Genomic DNA, 18,381 nt, shown 5'->3' with positions numbered 1-18,381 from the left:
ACACAGGGCCGCAATAGCGGCCCTGTGATTTAATTGATACGCGCGCCGGAGCCGCCCTCTTCCAGTGGTCCGTCGGGATCCACCGGCAACACGATGTAAACCGCTTCAAATACCGCGCCACACTCATCATCGCCAAACAGCTGCACTTCAAGCTGAACACGGGCTTTGCGTCCGCGCGCCAGGCGATCAAGATCGCCACTCAGTGAGCCAAGATCGGCAATAGCACCGGGTTTACCGGTAATCGGACGACTGTAGCGTATGTGCGCGTCGGCCAGAATAATGGTGCCGCCCAGATGGCGCTCCCGCAGTAACAGCCAGATCAGCCCCCAGCCGGTGAGCGTAGCCAGTGAAAACAGGCTTCCGGCAAACAACGTATGGTGCGGATTTTGGTTGCCGGTTTCCGGCATGGTGGTAATAAACTTCTGCCCGGTATATTGCAGGATGCGCACGCCCATTTTTTCACTCAGAGGAATGTGCTCATACCAGGCCTGTTGTAACTGCCCGCACCAGTCCGCACGGTGCAGAATATCGTCCAGTGTGACGACCGGCTTGATCATCAGAAAGTGGCGCACCGGCGTCGTCTGCGGTGCGGTAATCTCGCCCTGATTCAGGTAGCCAAGTTTAGCGAAGAACGCCACCGCATCTTCTCGTGCGCTACAGGTCACGCGCTTCACGCCTTCCTGACGCGCAACGGACTCCAGCGTCATCGCCACCAGCGTGCCGAGGCCTTTGCCCTGTACGGTGGGATGAACGGCCAAAAAACGAATAGCCGCTTCGTTATCAGCATTGATATAGAGCCGCCCTACCGCAACCGGCTTGCCCTGTTCATCCACCACCATTTGATGATGCGCTAATGCATCCCAGGCATCGCGTTCAGAACCCTGAGGCTGATGCAGCGGCTTTCGTAACATTTCCCAGCGGAACTGATAATACATATCCAGCTCTTCCGCCGTTTGTGGCACACGAAGATGATACATAAAATGGTTCTCTCGTTCTGAGGCGGGGTTGCCGAGGCTAAGCCGTGCGAAATGAGGCGTCATACCTGTAACCAGAACGTCACCGGACCGTCGTTGACCAGAGCAACCTGCATATCGGCAGCAAAACGGCCATTGGCGGTCGTGACATCATGACGGCGACAACACGCGCTGAAATACTCATATAACCGCTCCGCTTCCTGCGGCGCGGCGCCACCGGAAAAAGAGGGCCGCATGCCCTTTTGCGTATCGGCAGCCAGGGTGAACTGTGATACCACCAGCACGCTTCCGCCAGCCTGTTTGACGTTCAGGTTCATTTTGCCCTGTTCATCGCTAAAAATACGGTAGCCCAGTACGCGCTCCGCCAGTCGTTCAGCGCGCTTTTCGTCATCACCTTTTTCAACGCCTAACAGAATCAATAATCCCTGCCCGATCTCACCCACGACCGCATGATCAATGCTGACGCTGGCACGCTGAACGCGTTGAATTAAAGCAATCATCCGTCCTCTCGTTCTTTTTCTCTTTCCTGCCGTTTGAACTGGCGATAGTCATCTAAGGTAACCGTAATTTCGGCACCGAGCAAAACGATGCACCAGGTCCAGTACACCCACAGGAAAAGAATGGGGATCACCGCCAGCACGCCATAGATTAACTGATACGTCGGGAACATCGTAACATACAGCGCAAACCCCTTTTTCCCCAGTTCAAACAGCAACCCGGCGACCAGCGCCCCCGTCAGCGCATCGCGAGAAGGCACCCGCTGCGTCGGGACAATACTGTACAGCAACCAAAATGACAGCCACGACAGAAGCAAGGGAAAGAAACGCAGCGTCTGATCGACCAGGCTGGTCACCCCCGTCACGTTTATCCATTTCAGCGACAGCAGGTAAGAGCTGATGGCTAAACTGGCACCAGCCAGCAACGGCCCAAGCGTCAATATCATCCAGTAGACGGCAAAGGAATAGACCAGCGGGCGCTTTTTATGACTGCGCCAGATAGCATTCAGAGCCGAATCGACAGAATGCATCAACAGCAGCGCCGTGACAATCAGCCCCACGGCGCCCACGGCGGTCATGCGGTGCACGTTAGCCACAAACTGCTCAAGGTAACGCTGCAACGTGTTCCCCGCAGCAGGCATAAAGTTGGCAAAAATAAAGTTTTTAAGCTGGACGCTGATATCAGAAAACACAGGAAACGCGGCAAACAGCGCAAAAACTACGGCGATCAGCGGCACCAGCGCCAGTAGCGACACAAAGGCCAGATTGCCCGCCTGTGTCGTCATGGCATCATTATCAATGCGCTTCCAGAGCAGCTTAAGCCACAGCCAGAAGGCATGAAACCTGGGGCGAAAACGATGTAACTTCATGGCTTAAGGCTGACCCGCGAACCAGTCGGGCACGGTTTTACTGTCGGTCACCAGCACGCTGGTAATGCCTAATGCGCGCGCACCTTCAATATTGGCGGCATTGTCGTCGAAGAAGACGGCCTGATCGGCACTGAATCCTTCCGCATCCAGTACGTGCTGATAAATGCGGGCTTCAGGTTTACGCATGCCCAGTTCCTGGGACAGATAAATCTTGTCAGCCGCCTGCTGCACATCAGGATACTGGGTCGGCCAGAAGGTGCAATGCAGTGCATTGGTGTTCGACAATATCACCACCCGATGTCCCGCCTGGCGTAGCTGATTCATCAGCGCCAGCGTATCCGGACGCACCCCCACAAAGATAGCCTGCCAGCCCGCAGCAAACTGTTCATAGCTCAGCGCAATCTCCAGTTTTTCACATAAGGCTTCTGCAAAGGCTTCATCGCTGATTTCACCGCGCTCATGCTGCTCAAAAGCCGCATCCATTTGAAAATGACTTTGAAGCGATGCCAGCGGTACGCGGCTGAGGTCACTCCAGACGCCCAACACGCGGTTAAAGTCGATATCGATAATCACATTGCCCAAATCAAAGATATACAGCATGGTGCCTCCTTTGGTTCCCTGGATCATTCACTCTAGCGGTAAAAGTGCGGCCTGAACAGGCGGCCCGGACGAGAAAATTACACACTTTAAATTAAGGTACGACAGGACAAAGTGGGAAGGGGACAAAGAAGAAGTTACAGGCTGGTTTAGACTGGATTTAACTGAACTGGTAAAAACCCCGGACAAAAAAAAGCCCCGTTAAAACGGGGCGTTATTATTACGCGATTAGGCGTCTTTACCGCCGCGTGAAGCACGCTTACGGTCGTTCTCAGTCAGGTGACGTTTACGGATACGCACTGACAGAGGCGTAACTTCGACCAGTTCGTCATCATCAATGAACTCGATCGCCTGTTCCAGCGTCATTTTCTGCGGTGGAACCAGTGTGGTGGCTTCGTCAGTACCGGAAGCACGCATGTTAGTCAGCTTCTTACCGGTCAGGCAGTTCACGGTCAGGTCGTTAGAACGGCTGTGAATACCGATGATCTGGCCTTCATAAACTTCCGCACCATGGCCCAGGAACAGCTTACCGCGATCCTGCAGACCGAACAGGGCGAACGCTACCGCTTTACCCTGGCCGTTAGAGATCAGAACGCCATTCTGACGCTGACCCACTTCGCCCGGACGAATATCGTCGTAGTGGCTGAAGGTGGAGTACAGCAGACCCGTACCTGATGTCATGGTCATAAATTCGTTACGGAAACCGATCAGACCACGGCTTGGGATGACGTAGTCAAGACGTACGCGGCCTTTGCCATCTGGATCCATATTTTTCAGGTCGCCTTTACGCTCGCCCATGGCCTGCATAACGGAACCCTGATGCGTTTCTTCGATATCCAGCGTCACGTTCTCGAATGGCTCTTGTTTACGGCCTTCGAATTCGCGGAAGATAACTTTCGGACGGGATACCGCCAGTTCGAAACCTTCACGACGCATGTTCTCGATCAGTACAGACAGGTGCAGCTCACCACGGCCCGATACGCGGAACGCGTCAGCATCTTCGGTCTCTTCCACACGCAGTGCCACGTTGTGAACCAGTTCTTTGTTCAGACGCTCAAGGATCTGACGTGAGGTCACGTACTTACCTTCTTTACCGCAGAACGGTGAGGTGTTGACGTTGAAGAACATGGTTACCGTTGGCTCATCCACGCTCAGGGCTGGCAGCGCCTGCACATTCTGCGGATCGCAAATGGTGTCAGAAATGTTCAGTTCACCCAGACCGGTGATCGCAATGATGTCGCCCGCTTCTGCCAGGTCGCTGTCAATACGCTCCAGCCCCAGGTGAGTCAGCACTTTACCCACTTTACCGTTACGGGTTTTGCCTTCGCTGTCTACGATGGTGACTTGCTGGTTAGGCTTCACTTTACCGCGCTTGATGCGGCCGATACCGATCACACCCAGATAGTTGTTGTAGTCCAGCTGAGAGATTTGCATCTGCAGCGGTGCTTCGACTTCAACCTGTGGAGGTGAAACGTGGTCAACGATTGCCTGATACAGCGGGGTCATATCGTCAGCCATGTCGGTGTGATCCAGACCGGCAATACCATTCAGCGCAGAGGCGAAAATGATAGGGAAATCGAGCTGCTCGTCCGTTGCATCCAGGTTAACGAACAGGTCAAACACCTGATCAACAACCCAGTCAGGACGTGCGCCAGGGCGGTCAACTTTGTTGATAACCACAATCGGCTTCAAACCATGCGCGAACGCTTTTTTGGTAACGAAGCGGGTTTGCGGCATAGGGCCATCCATCGCATCTACAACCAACAGTACCGAATCCACCATAGACATTACGCGTTCAACTTCACCACCGAAGTCGGCGTGTCCTGGGGTATCAACGATGTTGATACGGTAGTCGTTCCATTTAATGGCGGTATTTTTTGCGAGGATGGTAATCCCACGCTCTTTCTCCAAATCATTGGAGTCCATCACGCGCTCGGTGGCTTCAGTACGGGCATCAAAAGTACCAGACTGTTGCAGCAGCTTATCAACCAGGGTGGTCTTTCCATGGTCAACGTGCGCGATGATGGCGATGTTACGCAAATTTTCGATCACAGCTTTTTTGCCTCAGGCATTAGAAATAACGCGGTATTGTACACGGATTAAGCGGGAGACTGAACACGATCACACTTTTCACTGAAAGTTTATTGCATTGTCGCAAAATCGCACTAATAGCCGTGCAAAAATTGCACTGCAATGATGTTTTGCACCACAATGGTGCTCATTTTCAACGCCAACGCACATAAAAAGTGCAGTGCAACTATCATGGTGCACGTCTTTTATGACAAAAAGGTGCATGACAGCGCGATTTTGTGCAAAGAAATAAAGTTGGCACAGAATTCGCTTTGTATTATCCAGATGAAAACGACGTAAGACAACGGTTGCAGAGCTGGTCGGGATCAGACTGAGGTATGGCTGACACATGTCGCACATTTCCTCACCCGGTTCTCACCATGTAGACAATGACCATTTCCAGGAGAGTTGAGTATGTCCGCTGAACACGTTCTCTCGATGATGAACGAGCACGAAGTTAAGTTTGTTGACCTGCGTTTTACCGATACCAAAGGTAAAGAACAGCACGTTACTATTCCGGCTCACCAGGTTAACGCTGACTTCTTCGAAGAAGGCAAAATGTTCGATGGCTCTTCCATCGGCGGCTGGAAAGGCATTAACGAATCAGACATGGTACTGATGCCGGATGCAACCACGGCAGTTATGGATCCGTTCTTTGAAGATTCAACACTGATCATTCGCTGTGACATCCTTGAGCCTGGCACCATGCAAGGCTATGACCGCGATCCACGCTCTATCGCAAAGCGCGCTGAAGACTATCTGCGTTCTTCAGGCATCGCTGATACCGTTCTGTTTGGACCCGAGCCAGAATTCTTCCTGTTCGACGATATCCGTTTCGGTTCGTCAACCTCTGGTTCACACGTCGCTATCGATGATATCGAAGCGGCCTGGAACACCGGCAAAGAATACGAAGGCGGTAACAAAGGTCACCGTCCAGGTCTGAAAGGCGGCTACTTCCCGGTTCCACCGGTCGATTCATCACAGGACATCCGTTCTGCTATGTGTCTGACAATGGAGCAAATGGGTCTGGTTGTTGAAGCTCATCACCACGAAGTTGCGACAGCGGGTCAGAACGAAGTGGCAACCCGCTTCAATACCATGACCAAAAAAGCTGACGAAATTCAGATCTACAAATATGTTGTGCACAACGTGGCGCATGCTTACGGCAAAACGGCAACCTTTATGCCGAAGCCAATGTTTGGTGACAACGGTTCAGGTATGCACTGCCACATGTCTCTGTCTAAAGGCGGACAAAACCTGTTCTCTGGTGACAAATACGGCGGCCTGTCTGAAACCGCGCTGTTCTACATCGGCGGTATCATCAAGCACGCAAAAGCAATCAACGCCCTGGCCAACCCAACCACCAACTCTTACAAGCGTCTGGTTCCGGGTTATGAAGCACCGGTTATGCTGGCTTACTCTGCCCGTAACCGTTCTGCATCAATCCGTATCCCGGTTGTTGCCAGCCCGAAAGCACGTCGTATTGAAGCGCGCTTCCCGGACCCAGCGGCTAACCCGTACCTGGCGTTTACTGCACTGCTGATGGCTGGCCTGGATGGCATCATCAACAAAATCCATCCTGGTGATGCGATGGATAAAAACCTGTATGACCTGCCACCGGAAGAAGAAGCTGAGATTCCAAAAGTTGCAGGTTCACTGGAAGAAGCGCTGAATGCACTGAACGAAGACCGCGAGTTCCTGACCCGTGGCGGCGTCTTCACTGACGACGCGATCGATGCTTACATCGAGCTGCGTAAATCAGAGAACGACCGTGTGCGCATGACGCCACACCCGGTTGAGTTCGAACTGTACTACAGCGTCTAATTTCAGAGTCAGCAAAATGGGTGCCGCATTGAAAGATTGCAATTGCGGCACGCTTAACCTGAAACGTTTTTTTGTTGCCGTGGAAACTTTAGCCCATCTTCGGATGGGCTTTTTTCTCCGCGAATTCATCGTTCATTCGCTTTAATTCCGGCTTAAAGACTACAATGCACTAAATTAGTGCAGAGGAACGCTGTATGGCAACTGCCTCCCTGCCCGACGCCGGGCAGATTCTCAATACCTTAATCAACAGTATTTTGTTGGTGGATACCGATTTGGCGATCCATTATGCCAACCCGGCGGCACAGCAATTACTGGCGCAAAGCTCACGTAAATTGTTCGGCACGCCGTTACCTGAATTAACCGGCTACTTTTCGCTGAATGTCGAGGTCATGCGCGAGAGTCTTGAGGCGGGCCAGGGCTTTACTGACAGCGAAGTTACTCTGGTCGTGGATGGCCGGGCGCACATTATGTCGCTCACGGCACAGCGCCTGCCTGATGGGTTGATTCTGCTGGAAATGGCACCGATGGATAATCAGCGTCGCCTGAGTCAGGAACAGCTGCAGCATGCTCAGCAGGTGGCCGCACGCGATCTGGTCCGCGGGCTGGCCCATGAGATTAAAAACCCGCTAGGTGGATTGCGCGGCGCGGCGCAGCTTTTGTCACGCGCCCTGCCGGACCCTGCCCTGAATGAATATACCAAAGTCATTATTGAACAGGCAGACCGCCTGCGAAATCTGGTTGATCGCTTACTGGGGCCGCAACAGCCCGGTATGCATATTACCCAGAGTATTCATCAGGTAGCGGAACGTGTCGTTAACCTGGTTTCGATGGAGCTGCCAGAAAACGTATCGCTGGTTCGCGATTACGATCCCAGCCTGCCGGAATTACCGCACGATCCCGATCAGATTGAGCAGGTTTTGCTGAACGTCGTGCGCAATGCGCTGCAGGCGTTAGGCGAAGACGGCGGCACAATCGTGATTCGAACCCGTACAGCCTTCCAGTTAACACTGCATGGCACACGTTATCGTCTGGTTGCCCGCATTGATATCGAAGATGACGGCCCCGGTATTCCAGCCCAGCTACAGGATACGCTGTTCTATCCAATGGTAAGCGGACGGGAAGGCGGTACCGGCTTAGGCCTTTCTATTGCCCGTAGCCTGATTGATCAGCATTCGGGAAAAATTGAGTTCAACAGTTGGCCGGGTCATACCGAGTTTTCGGTTTACCTGCCTATTCGCCAGTGAGGTTTCTATGCAACGAGGGATAGTCTGGATCGTCGATGACGATAGCTCCATCCGCTGGGTGCTTGAACGCGCGCTCACTGGAGCCGGTTTAAGCTGTGCCACTTTTGACAGCGCGAACGACGTGCTCAATGCACTCGCAACAAAAACCCCGGACGTTTTATTGTCTGATATCCGTATGCCGGGTATGGACGGGCTGGCTCTGCTAAAACAAATCAAACAGCGCCATCCCATGCTTCCGGTTATCATCATGACAGCGCATTCCGACCTGGATGCCGCGGTAAGCGCCTATCAGCAAGGCGCGTTCGATTACCTGCCCAAACCGTTCGATATCGACGAAGCGGTCGCGCTGGTTGAACGTGCCATCAGTCACTATCAGGAGCAACAGCAGCCACGTAATCAACCGGTAAGCGGCCCCACCACCGATATTATCGGTGAAGCGCCCGCCATGCAGGACGTGTTCCGTATTATTGGCCGTCTCTCCCGTTCGTCGATTAGCGTGCTGATCAACGGGGAATCGGGTACAGGTAAAGAGTTGGTAGCGCACGCACTGCACCGCCACAGTCCTCGCAGTAAAGCGCCGTTTATTGCCCTCAACATGGCGGCGATCCCTAAGGATTTAATTGAGTCGGAACTGTTTGGCCATGAAAAAGGGGCCTTTACCGGTGCGAATCAGATTCGTCAGGGACGTTTTGAACAGGCCGACGGCGGGACGCTGTTTTTAGATGAAATTGGTGATATGCCGCTGGATGTTCAGACGCGCCTGCTGCGCGTACTGGCAGACGGGCAGTTTTACCGCGTCGGTGGCTATGCACCGGTCAAAGTGGACGTGCGCATCATTGCCGCTACGCACCAGAACCTTGAACTGCGGGTACAGGAAGGCAAGTTCCGTGAAGACTTGTTTCACCGCCTGAATGTCATCCGCGTGCATTTGCCGCCGCTGCGTGAGCGTCGTGAAGATATTCCCCGTCTGGCCCGTTATTTCCTGCAGGTGGCCGCACGCGAGCTTGGTGTGGAAGCCAAGATCCTGCATGCGGAGACCGAGACCGCACTGACCCGTTTGCACTGGTCGGGTAACGTGCGTCAGCTGGAGAATACCTGCCGTTGGTTAACGGTGATGGCCGCCGGTCAGGAAGTGCTGATTCAGGATTTACCACCGGAGTTATTCGAATCCAGTACGCCGGAAAGCCCCACGCAGTCGCTTCCCGACAGCTGGGCAACCCTGCTGGCACAATGGGCCGATCGTGCCTTGCGTTCCGGTCATCAAAACCTGCTGTCAGAAGCACAGCCGGAAATGGAACGCACGCTTCTGACGACTGCACTGCGCCACACGCAGGGTCACAAACAGGAAGCCGCGCGTTTGCTGGGTTGGGGAAGGAATACGCTGACGCGTAAGCTGAAAGAGCTGGGCATGGAATAAGCCATTCCGCCGGAACAGCCAGTGCTGTTCCGGCGGTTAAATCACACGCGAATAAAGCTGTGGTTGCGTCTTTTGTCGCAGATAAGCATCAAAACACATACAAATATGGCGAATCAGCAGTCGTCCTGTTCCTGTCACCTTCAGGCCTGTCGCGTTTTGCACCACCAGCCCATCCGCAATCAGCGGTTTTAACCGCGCCAGCTCTTCGGCAAAATAGCTGTCGAAGGTGATATTCCACTGCGTTTCTGTCGCGCTGAAATCGAGCGCAAAGTTGCAGATAAGCGTTTTGATCACATCGCGGCGCAGGCAATCGTCCTGACTGAGCGTGAATCCCCGCCATAAGGCATGGCCCTGTTTTTCAACCTGGCTGTACCAGTCATTCAGGCTTTTCTGGTTTTGCGCGTAGCGATCGCCGATCATGCTAATGGCGGAGACGCCCAGACCGAGTAAATCGCAGTCGCCCTGGGTGGTATAACCCTGAAAATTGCGGTGCAGGTTCCCCTCGCGCTGAGCCACCGCCAGCTCGTCCTGCGGTTTAGCAAAGTGGTCCATACCGATGAACTGGTAGCCATGCCGGGTCAGCGTTGTAATGCTCTGCTGCAGGATGGCCAGCTTCTGTTGCGCCGAGGGCAGTTCATTTTCTTTAATTTTTCGCTGTGCGGCAAAGAGTGACGGAAGATGCGCATAGTTAAAAACGCTCAGTCGATCGGGATCCAGCGCGATAACCCGCTGCAGCGTAAAAGCAAAGCTTTCCGGCGTTTGCAGCGGCAGTCCGTAAATCAGGTCGATGCTGGTTGAACGAAACCCCTGCTCACGTGCCCGTGCCATCAGGGCAAAAATCACGTCCTCATCCTGCACCCGGTTAACTCGTTCCTGTACCGCCTTGTTAAAGTCCTGTACGCCCATGCTCAGGCGATTAAAACCGCACGTCCGGAGATGATCGATCATCTCCAGTTCAATTTCACGCGGATCGACCTCGATCGACATCTCCGCGTCATCCTCGAAGGTGAAATGCTGTTTCAGCAGCGCCACCAGCCGGCTAACCTGCTGCTTATTCAAAAATGTTGGCGTGCCGCCGCCCCAGTGCAGTTGAGTGACGCGACGATCACGAAACAGTGGCGCGCGGGCGACAATCTCCTGTTCCAGCGCGTTCAGATAGCGGTCGGCTTTATGTAAGTGACGCGTGACAACCTTATTGCAGCCACAGAAATAGCACAGGCGATGACAGAACGGGATATGAACATAGAGCGACAGCGCGCGTTGCGGATAACGTTCAGTGGCACGGTGAAAATCAGCGTCTGTAAAGGTCTCGCTGAACGCTAGCGCGGTGGGATAAGAGGTATAGCGCGGACCCGCCGCATTGTATTTTTCAATTAATGCCTGGTCCCAGTCGATTTGTGTCGCTGACATGCTGACTCCTTCCGTTTACCTCGCTGTGGGAAAGGCCGCGATGCAGAAGGAAAGAGAGGAGTGCGGGAGGAAACCCGCCGTAAACGCTGCTTCAGACGCGACAGTCGTTGTAGTTTAAACAATAACCACAGGAGATAACATGTCATCAAAAGCACGAAAATTGATCCAGGCCAAAACATTGTCGTTTACCTGTTAATCCAGGCATGCGCATTTACGCATGCCGATCAAAGACGGCTTAATTCCCTTTAAGCAGGCGGTACATATCTTCTTCCGCCTCCGGATCGTCTTCCTCGTCCATCGCGATGCCGAGCTGTTCCATCAGTTCATCAATGCGATCCAGCGTGACATCAAGCCAGCCCTGATCCTCAGATGACAGCGTTTCGCCTTTCTCAAGGCGGTCCAGTAGCGCATCAAGACGCTCGCTGTTCTCTAACTGCGCCAGCTCTTCTTCCGGTGTCAGCACCACTTTCTGCTTCGCCGGTTTTGCCGTCACTTTTTTGGTTTTTGCGGGTGCAGCGTTGTCGTCAACGATTAACGACACCGGCTTTTTACTGCCGATACGCGGATCTTTTGCCGGGGCCGCTTGCTTACCGTTGCTGCTCTGCGCTTGCGGGTTAGCACGGCTGCCTGACGCATGGCCACGATGCTTTTTATCGCGTTTACGATCGCGCGCTTCGTTATTGATCTCTTCACGCGATTTACGTTTTGCTTTGGCGACAGGCTTGCCCTTCGCCGCGCTTGCAGGTTGCTTCATAATCTTGGGTTCCGGTGTTTTTTATTCAGTATAGAATTGCGGCGAAATCTAGCAGAAACCAGACAAAGAAAAAAGGCGACAGCTCAAGCTGTCGCCTTATTTCATACCTTCGGCAGAAGGAATCATGTTTCAAATCCGTTTCGGCTCACAACATCCCGGTTAATCCTGCGCCTGCTCAACTCCGGAGCTCATCCTTTTCCTTTTCTGGTCCGCAATCCCTGACCATTTCCTTTCCTGTCGCTCTTCGTTATCCCAACGTTCCTGAGCGCATCATCCTGATGAATGCTGTCCTGCACTGCTGAATAATGTAGACCAATTGGTAAAAGGCTCAAGTAATACTTGTATGGTGTTTGAGCGAAAAACCTGTACTTTAGTATAATGCACTGAATTTTAATCATTTATTTTTTTAATTTTTTAATTAAAAAGCGACATAACCTGCAAGATTTATGGCAAATGTCTTACAGCGAGCCCTGAACAATGGTATTGAGCACTTTCCCGCCATAATGCGTATAATCAGCGCCATTGCCCTAATGCGTTTCTGGAGTACTACCTTGTCTGAACTGAATTACCATGTCACCCGCTTCATCCTTAGCGCGCCTGATATCCGCCATTTACCTTCTGATACCGGCATTGAAGTGGCGTTCGCTGGCCGTTCTAATGCGGGGAAATCCAGCGCTTTAAACACGTTAACCAACCAAAAAAGCCTGGCGCGTACCAGTAAAACGCCCGGTCGTACGCAGTTGATTAACCTGTTTGAGGTGGCCGAAGGTAAGCGCCTCGTCGATCTACCCGGTTATGGCTATGCCGAAGTACCGGAAGAGATGAAACTCAAGTGGCAGCGGGCACTGGGAGAATATCTGCAAAAACGCCAGGCATTAAAAGGCCTGGTGGTACTGATGGATATTCGTCACCCTCTTAAAGATTTGGATCAGCAAATGATTCAGTGGGCCGTTGACAGCGGTATTCCTGTTTTGCTGCTGCTGACGAAAGCCGACAAGCTCGCATCTGGCGCACGTAAGGCCCAGCTTAATATGGTGAAGGAAGCCTCGCTGGCTTTCATGGGAGATGTGCAGGTGGAAGTTTTCTCATCGCTGAAAAAGATTGGCGTTGATAAAGTGCGCCACAAGCTGAATAGCTGGTTTAGTGAACTGGAACCCGCAGTGGACGATCAGGACAGTGACGCGTAAGGCCGGGCAAAAAGCCCAATAAAAAACGCCCCAGTCACAGAATGACTGGGGCGGCTAAATTCAGCCAAATCCGATTACGTGAAGTAAAAGGTCTGAAAGATAGAACATCTTACCTCTGTACCCTACGCCTCGAACTTTACCTGATTTTTTGTGAGCAACAAAGGTTTTTTTGTTACTCCCATTCATTTTCCGCCACTTTTTTTACTATGCTCGTCACAAAAATGAAGATGACATGTAGTTAAATTATCAAAAAAATGGTGGAGGCAGAGTCAGTCATTCCTTCATGATGCTGAGAAAACCTGAATGGTTGAACGGGCCACGTTTCTCACCGGGCGCTAACGTATCACGTCAGCGCCGGTTGCTTACCTAGTGTGCCTGCTCCCAGTTATCCCCTACCCCAACTTCAACCAGTAAGGGCACATCCAGCGCCATACTGCCTTCCATTAGCGTACGAATCTGCTTACTGGCCGCTTCAACGGCCTCCTCTTTGATTTCGAACACCAGTTCATCGTGCACCTGCATAATCATCTTCACTGCATCGCTTCGCTGTTCCTGTAACCAGTTATCAACCGCGATCATCGCGCGTTTAATGATATCGGCCGCCGTTCCTTGCATGGGGGCATTGATTGCGGCGCGTTCTGCCGCTTTACGTCGTATCGCATTGCTGGACTTGATGTCAGGCAACCACAGGCGACGCCCGTCCAGCGTTTCGACATAACCGTTACTCGCGGCGAGCTGACGGGTATTTTCCATGTAGCGCAGGACGCCTGGATAGCGCTCGAAGTACAGATCCATATATTTCTTCGCCTCACCTGCACCGATATTCAGCTGGCGGGATAAGCCAAATGCACTCATACCGTAGATGAGACCAAAATTGATGGCCTTCGCGCTGCGACGTTGTTCACCCGTCACCTTACTGAGCGGTACGCCAAACACTTCCGCTGCGGTAGCCCGGTGGATATCTTCTCCCTGCGAGAACGCGTCCAGCAGGCCTTTATCCTGCGACAGATGGGCCATGATACGCAGTTCAATCTGCGAGTAGTCCGCCGCGACGATGCGGTTGCCTTTGCCTGCTACGAAGGCCTGGCGAATGCGCCGTCCTTCGTCATTCCGCACCGGGATGTTTTGCAGATTAGGATCGGTAGATGATAAACGTCCGGTCGCGGTGACGGCCTGATGGTAAGACGTATGCACACGGCCGGTTACAGGATTGATCATCAACGGCAGCTTATCGGTGTACGTGGACTTGAGTTTTGACAGCCCACGGTGCTCCAGAATGACTTTCGGTAATGGATAGTCCAGCGCCAGCTCTGCAAGCACTTCTTCGCTGGTCGACGGCGCACCACCCGGCGTTTTCTTGGTGGGCTTGATGCCCTGCTTTTCAAACAGGATGACCTGCAGCTGCTTCGTGGAAGAGAGATTAAACGGCTCGCCCGCCAGTTCATGCGCTTCACGTTCCAGTTCAGCCAGGCGCGCTGTCAGCTCTTTTGAGTGCTGCGCTAAGATGGCCTGATCGATCAACACACCATTACGCTCAATGCGCGAAATGACCCTGAGCAACGGCATCTCGATCTGTTCGAACACCTTTTTCGGGCCGGCTTCTTTTTCAAGCTCAGGCCACATCTTCAGGTGCAACTGCAACGTGACGTCAGCATCTTCTGCCGCATAATGCGCAGCCTGCTCAAGGGCAATCTGATTAAACGTAAGCTGATTTTTACCCTTACCGGCGATCTCTTCGAAGGTGACCGTTTTATGATTCAACCAGCGTGCCGACAGGCTGTCCATATCATGCTTGCCCACCACACTGTTCAGGATGTACGACTCAAGCATGGTGTCATATTTAATGCCTGCTAACTCAATATCGTAGTTCTTAAGGACACCGCGATCGTACTTGAGGTTTTGCCCCACTTTGCTCACATCAGGATCTTCCAGCAGCGGTTTGAGCTGTGCGAGCACCGCATCGCGATCAAGCTGTTCGGGCGCATCAAGATAATCATGCGCGACAGGAAGATAAGCCGCTTCGCCTGGCGCGATGGCGAAACTGAGACCCACAATGTTGGCTGTTAACGTGTCCAGCGCATCGGTTTCAAGGTCAAACGCGAAAACGTCGCTTTTTTTCAGTTTCTCAACCCAGTTGTCCAGCGTTTGCTGATCCAGGATGGTGACATAACCCTCGGCAGACAAGACGCTTGAGGCTTCCGCCTTTACAGGCTCATCGACAAGAACCTGTTGGGCCTGTCGGTTGCTTTTCTTACCCTGTAGCCATTTTCCCTCTTGCAGGTCGGTCAACCAGCGCCTGAACTCGTAACGGCTAAACAGCGCCTGCAAGGCCTGAATATCCGGTTCACCGACGGTAAGCGCCTCACAAGGCTGATCCAGCGCCACATCCGTTTTAATGGTCGCAAGTTGATAGGAGAGAAACGCCACCTCGCGGTTTTGTTCCAGCTTTGTGGCCATAGTTTTGGCACCACGGAATGAAAGATCGGCAACTTTATCGAGATTATCGTAGATCGACTGCATCCCTCCCAGTCCCTGTAGCAGGGCCTGAGCCGTTTTTTCACCCACGCCTGGTACGCCTGGAATGTTATCTGAGCTGTCGCCCATCATCGCCAGAAAATCGATGATCAAGGCGGGTGGCACACCATACTTTTGCTCAACTTCTTCCGGCCCAAGAATGGTGTTAGTCATCGTATTGATTAACGTTATCGCTGGCGTCACCAGCTGCGCCATATCTTTGTCGCCCGTACTGATAAGGACAGAGTAACCCTTTTTTTCCGCTTCTAACGCCAGCGTACCAATCACATCATCCGCTTCGACACCGCTGACGGCCAGCAGAGGCAATCCCATCGCACGCACCATTTCGTGTAACGGCTCAATCTGTGACCGCAGATCGTCGGGCATGGGCGGGCGATGAGATTTGTAATGTTCAAACAGCTCATCCCTGAAGGTTTTGCCTTTAGCATCAAACACCACAGCAACATGTGTAGGGCTGTATTGAACCAACAGGCTTTTAAGCATGTTCAGCACGCCATACATAGCACCGGTAGGCTCTCCTGCACTGTTCGTCAGCGGCGGGAAAGCGTGGTACGCGCGATAAAGATAGGATGAGCCATCAACCAAAATCAGGGGGTTTTCTGCTATTTGCGCCATATGTCTGTGTATTCTTCGTTGCCATGGATTGGTCTATAAGGATGCCACACCTTGGCGAAAAGGGTTAATCAAGACAAACGGGAAATTGTCTTTTTGGTGCTGTAGCCTTTTAGATCGTAACGATCTTCCTGTGGATAACTTTGTGCGTAAAAATCATATCAATCATTTATTTATATCATAGCGATCCCGGCCAGCAATGATACTTCTTTAAAATTAGTAACTTAAAACAAAACCGTGATGTGATCGTGATTTTTGACGGCATGTCTGCTTGTGTGGATAGAAAAACTGTGCTTCTCCAGTCCAGCAGAGATAAGGTGAGTGATGGCAAAAGAAAACGCCAGCGAATGCTGGCGTTTTGCGGAAGATGATAGCAAAAAACGCTTATTTCTTTTCGACCAGGAATTTAACAACGTTGGCATAATCCGCCACGAAGTTTTCCATTGAGCTCGTATCCAGTCCACCATTATTAACCATGTATTTGCCGTTAATAAAGATAGCGGGAACACCGCGCAGATCCACATCAGCGGCCGCTTTTTGCTGCTGGGCAACCAGCGCTTTTACTGCAAAGCTGTTCCAGGCCGAATCATATTGCTCAGAGGTAATGCCTGCGGCTTTGATGAAAACGTCTTTCAGACTGGCGGGATCGGTAATGGTCTGGGTTTTCTGAATACCGTCGAAAATAGGTGCCGTGACTTTATCTTCAACCCCCAGCGCCATGGCCACAGCCCATGCGTGCGTGACAACCGGCCCCAGCTCGCCGCCCAGGAAATCAACATGGTATTTAACCATTTTGGTATCCGCTGACAGGTTCTTTTTCACCGCATCACTGACATGATAGATTTCTTCAAACTGGTAGCAGTGAGGACAGAAAAATGAGAAAAACTCCATGACCTGCGGTTCACCGGCAACCGGCTTAGGCAGGCTGACATATTGTTTACCTTCAGAGAATTGTGCAGCAGATGCGCTGAAGGCCAGCACCAAACCCATCAGTGCAAAAAATATTTTCTTCATTGGGGAAAACTCTCCTGACTTGTCATTAAAATTGCGGGGTCAGCTGCAACGGGGGTTCCCGCAACACCTTTTCCTGCTCGATAAACTGCAAAATTTGCCTGCGCCAAAAATCCTCATCGGTCATCCAGGGAAACGCGCGCGGAAAGGCGGGGTCCTGCCAGCGGCGAACAACCCAGGCCAGATAATAAATCATGCGCATCGCACGTAAAGGTTCAATCAGTGACAATTCGTTAATATCGAAATCACTGAATTCACTATAGGCTTCCAGCAGAATATCCCACTGGATCCGCTGCTCCTGCTTATCGCCGCTGATCAACATCCACAGATCCTGAACGGCCGGGCCATTGCGGGCATCGTCGAGATCGACAAACAGGGGGCCATCCCGCCACAGGATATTGCCTGGGTGGCAATCACCATGTAATCGTAACGGCTGCCAGTTGTCGTGCCAGCATTGACGGAGTGTCATACCCAGCTTATCGACGGCCTCTGACAATGCACTGCGCAGCGACGCGGGCACAAGTTCAGCGTTTGCCAGCACATCCCGGGGCTGATCCAGATATTCATCAAGTCCCATTGAGGGGCGATGCCGGAACAGATTTTTTCGGCCAGTTTGATGCATGCGGCCCAGGAAGCGCCCAACCCATTCCATCTGATCGTCGTTATCGGTTTCATATTGTCGGCCCCCGAGGCTGGGGAAAACCGCAAAGTAAAAACCCGCATGCTGTTGCAACGTATTACCCTTAAGAACCAGGGGCGCAGCAATGGGCACTTCATCGCCGAGTAAATCGTGAGAGAACTGATGCTCCTCAGTAATCTGCTCAGCAGACCAACGCTGTGGTCGGTAAAACTTGGCCACATAGCGCTGCCTGTTATCATCGCTAAACTGATAAACGCGGTTTTCGTAGCTGTTCAGGGCAGTAAGACCGGAGTCTACCCGAATACCTGTTTCCCAAAGCGCATCAAGCAGGACATCTGGATTGAGCGTTTGAAAATTAAAGGCGGCATCACTCATGGTTATCCCTGTGCTTATCTTTACTGTGAACGGCTAAGGATAACACTACTCATCATTTTTAATGACTCCACGTGCACGCAGCAGCGCCGTTTTAAAATCAACTTCATAGTCTTTTTTCAGTCCGGGAATCTGATCATGGCTGGCAGAATCACGCATTTTTAGATGATAAATCAATATGTCATCGCTTAATTCACTTAATGGGCCAACGAAACCGGACGCCTGGGCCAGTTTTTGTAAAAATGCCAGCAGGTTAAGATCAGGTTCTTTTTCCCAGGCAGGTTGCAGGAGTTCGAGCAGTTCACTCAGCCGATGCGTTTTCATGATGATTCCTTTATGCAGGTGGTCCGCTGCCGCAATGTGAGTAT

General features: G+C 52.2%; 16 protein-coding genes. 4 read left to right on the top strand and 12 right to left on the bottom strand.

Going from position 1 to position 18,381, the window contains the following annotated elements; all coding sequences use genetic code 11:
* Positions 1-29: 29 nt before the first annotated feature.
* The 5 genes from fabY to typA form a co-directional block, all read right to left on the bottom strand.
* The gene (gene fabY, locus G5574_RS13990; RefSeq protein ID WP_033738037.1) at positions 30-977 is read right to left on the bottom strand and encodes a fatty acid biosynthesis protein FabY; all 948 of its coding nucleotides are present in this window, start codon (positions 975-977) and stop codon (positions 30-32) included.
* 59 nt (positions 978-1,036) lie between these two features.
* A complete protein-coding gene (gene dtd, locus G5574_RS13985; protein ID WP_006121336.1) occupies positions 1,037-1,474 on the bottom strand; it encodes a D-aminoacyl-tRNA deacylase in 438 nt (145 codons plus the stop codon).
* Positions 1,471-2,340, bottom strand: a complete 870-nt coding sequence (locus G5574_RS13980; RefSeq protein ID WP_033738033.1) for a virulence factor BrkB family protein — start codon at positions 2,338-2,340, stop codon at positions 1,471-1,473. The genes dtd and G5574_RS13980 overlap by 4 nt, the downstream gene beginning before the upstream one ends.
* A gap of 3 nt (positions 2,341-2,343) precedes the next feature.
* Complete coding sequence (gene yihX / locus G5574_RS13975) at positions 2,344-2,940, bottom strand: glucose-1-phosphatase (protein ID WP_006121333.1); 597 nt, start codon at positions 2,938-2,940, stop codon at positions 2,344-2,346.
* Between the two features lie 225 nt (positions 2,941-3,165).
* A complete protein-coding gene (gene typA, locus G5574_RS13970) occupies positions 3,166-4,989 on the bottom strand; it encodes a ribosome-dependent GTPase TypA (protein ID WP_006121332.1) in 1,824 nt (607 codons plus the stop codon).
* 432 nt (positions 4,990-5,421) lie between these two features.
* On the opposite strand from typA, the gene glnA reads away from it, so the two are divergent.
* The 3 genes from glnA (at position 5,422) to glnG (ending at position 9,492) form a co-directional block, all read left to right on the top strand.
* Positions 5,422-6,831 (top strand): glutamate--ammonia ligase, encoded by a 1,410-nt coding sequence (gene glnA / locus G5574_RS13965; protein ID WP_006121331.1) that lies wholly within the window; start codon positions 5,422-5,424, stop codon positions 6,829-6,831.
* A gap of 194 nt (positions 6,832-7,025) precedes the next feature.
* A complete protein-coding gene (gene glnL / locus G5574_RS13960) occupies positions 7,026-8,075 on the top strand; it encodes a nitrogen regulation protein NR(II) (RefSeq protein WP_033738029.1) in 1,050 nt (349 codons plus the stop codon).
* A 7-nt stretch (positions 8,076-8,082) separates the two neighbouring features.
* A complete protein-coding gene (glnG, locus tag G5574_RS13955; RefSeq protein WP_006121329.1) occupies positions 8,083-9,492 on the top strand; it encodes a nitrogen regulation protein NR(I) in 1,410 nt (469 codons plus the stop codon).
* A 36-nt stretch (positions 9,493-9,528) separates the two neighbouring features.
* Here the strand turns inward: glnG and hemN are convergent, their stop codons facing one another.
* Both hemN and yihI read right to left on the bottom strand, forming a co-directional pair.
* Complete coding sequence (hemN, locus tag G5574_RS13950; RefSeq protein WP_164482757.1) at positions 9,529-10,902, bottom strand: oxygen-independent coproporphyrinogen III oxidase; 1,374 nt, start codon at positions 10,900-10,902, stop codon at positions 9,529-9,531.
* A gap of 235 nt (positions 10,903-11,137) precedes the next feature.
* Positions 11,138-11,656, bottom strand: a complete 519-nt coding sequence (gene yihI / locus G5574_RS13945; RefSeq protein WP_039342410.1) for a Der GTPase-activating protein YihI — start codon at positions 11,654-11,656, stop codon at positions 11,138-11,140.
* A 551-nt stretch (positions 11,657-12,207) separates the two neighbouring features.
* On the opposite strand from yihI, the gene yihA reads away from it, so the two are divergent.
* The gene (yihA, locus tag G5574_RS13940; RefSeq protein ID WP_006121326.1) at positions 12,208-12,843 is read left to right on the top strand and encodes a ribosome biogenesis GTP-binding protein YihA/YsxC; all 636 of its coding nucleotides are present in this window, start codon (positions 12,208-12,210) and stop codon (positions 12,841-12,843) included.
* 60 nt (positions 12,844-12,903) lie between these two features.
* Here yihA and spfP read toward each other — a convergent pair whose 3' ends face one another.
* The 5 genes from spfP to G5574_RS13920 all read right to left on the bottom strand — a co-directional run bounded on the left by spfP (position 12,904) and on the right by G5574_RS13920 (position 18,337).
* A complete protein-coding gene (spfP, locus tag G5574_RS24075) occupies positions 12,904-12,951 on the bottom strand; it encodes a small protein SpfP (protein ID WP_071892919.1) in 48 nt (15 codons plus the stop codon).
* 258 nt (positions 12,952-13,209) lie between these two features.
* On the bottom strand, positions 13,210-15,993 hold the full coding sequence (polA, locus tag G5574_RS13935; RefSeq protein WP_162286826.1) for a DNA polymerase I: 2,784 nt from the start codon (positions 15,991-15,993) through the stop codon (positions 13,210-13,212).
* Positions 15,994-16,374: 381 nt separating this feature from the next.
* On the bottom strand, positions 16,375-17,004 hold the full coding sequence (gene dsbA / locus G5574_RS13930; protein WP_164482756.1) for a thiol:disulfide interchange protein DsbA: 630 nt from the start codon (positions 17,002-17,004) through the stop codon (positions 16,375-16,377).
* A gap of 25 nt (positions 17,005-17,029) precedes the next feature.
* A complete protein-coding gene (locus G5574_RS13925; protein ID WP_006121320.1) occupies positions 17,030-18,016 on the bottom strand; it encodes a serine/threonine protein kinase in 987 nt (328 codons plus the stop codon).
* Positions 18,017-18,061: 45 nt separating this feature from the next.
* Positions 18,062-18,337, bottom strand: a complete 276-nt coding sequence (locus tag G5574_RS13920; RefSeq protein WP_006121318.1) for a YihD family protein — start codon at positions 18,335-18,337, stop codon at positions 18,062-18,064.
* Positions 18,338-18,381: the final 44 nt, after the last annotated feature.

This window comes from Pantoea stewartii (assembly GCF_011044475.1).
Classification (GTDB): Bacteria; Pseudomonadota; Gammaproteobacteria; order Enterobacterales; family Enterobacteriaceae; genus Pantoea; species Pantoea stewartii.
Note: the sequence above shows the minus strand (reverse complement) of the source record. Positions and strands in the feature narration are given on the sequence as shown.

Bases quoted from the DNA above. Each gene is read 5' to 3' on its own strand.
- polA (WP_162286826.1), bottom strand. From the start codon at position 15,993: ATGGCGCAAATAGCAGAAAACCCCCTGATTTTGGTTGATGGCTCATCC.
- glnL (WP_033738029.1), top strand. From the start codon at position 7,026: ATGGCAACTGCCTCCCTGCCCGACGCCGGGCAGATTCTCAATACCTTA.
- glnG (WP_006121329.1), top strand. From the start codon at position 8,083: ATGCAACGAGGGATAGTCTGGATCGTCGATGACGATAGCTCCATCCGC.
- glnA (WP_006121331.1), top strand. From the start codon at position 5,422: ATGTCCGCTGAACACGTTCTCTCGATGATGAACGAGCACGAAGTTAAG.
- yihI (WP_039342410.1), bottom strand. From the start codon at position 11,656: ATGAAGCAACCTGCAAGCGCGGCGAAGGGCAAGCCTGTCGCCAAAGCA.
- yihX (WP_006121333.1), bottom strand. From the start codon at position 2,940: ATGCTGTATATCTTTGATTTGGGCAATGTGATTATCGATATCGACTTT.
- G5574_RS13980 (WP_033738033.1), bottom strand. From the start codon at position 2,340: ATGAAGTTACATCGTTTTCGCCCCAGGTTTCATGCCTTCTGGCTGTGG.
- hemN (WP_164482757.1), bottom strand. From the start codon at position 10,902: ATGTCAGCGACACAAATCGACTGGGACCAGGCATTAATTGAAAAATAC.
- dtd (WP_006121336.1), bottom strand. From the start codon at position 1,474: ATGATTGCTTTAATTCAACGCGTTCAGCGTGCCAGCGTCAGCATTGAT.
- G5574_RS13925 (WP_006121320.1), bottom strand. From the start codon at position 18,016: ATGAGTGATGCCGCCTTTAATTTTCAAACGCTCAATCCAGATGTCCTG.
- G5574_RS13920 (WP_006121318.1), bottom strand. From the start codon at position 18,337: ATGAAAACGCATCGGCTGAGTGAACTGCTCGAACTCCTGCAACCTGCC.
- fabY (WP_033738037.1), bottom strand. From the start codon at position 977: ATGTATCATCTTCGTGTGCCACAAACGGCGGAAGAGCTGGATATGTAT.
- dsbA (WP_164482756.1), bottom strand. From the start codon at position 17,004: ATGAAGAAAATATTTTTTGCACTGATGGGTTTGGTGCTGGCCTTCAGC.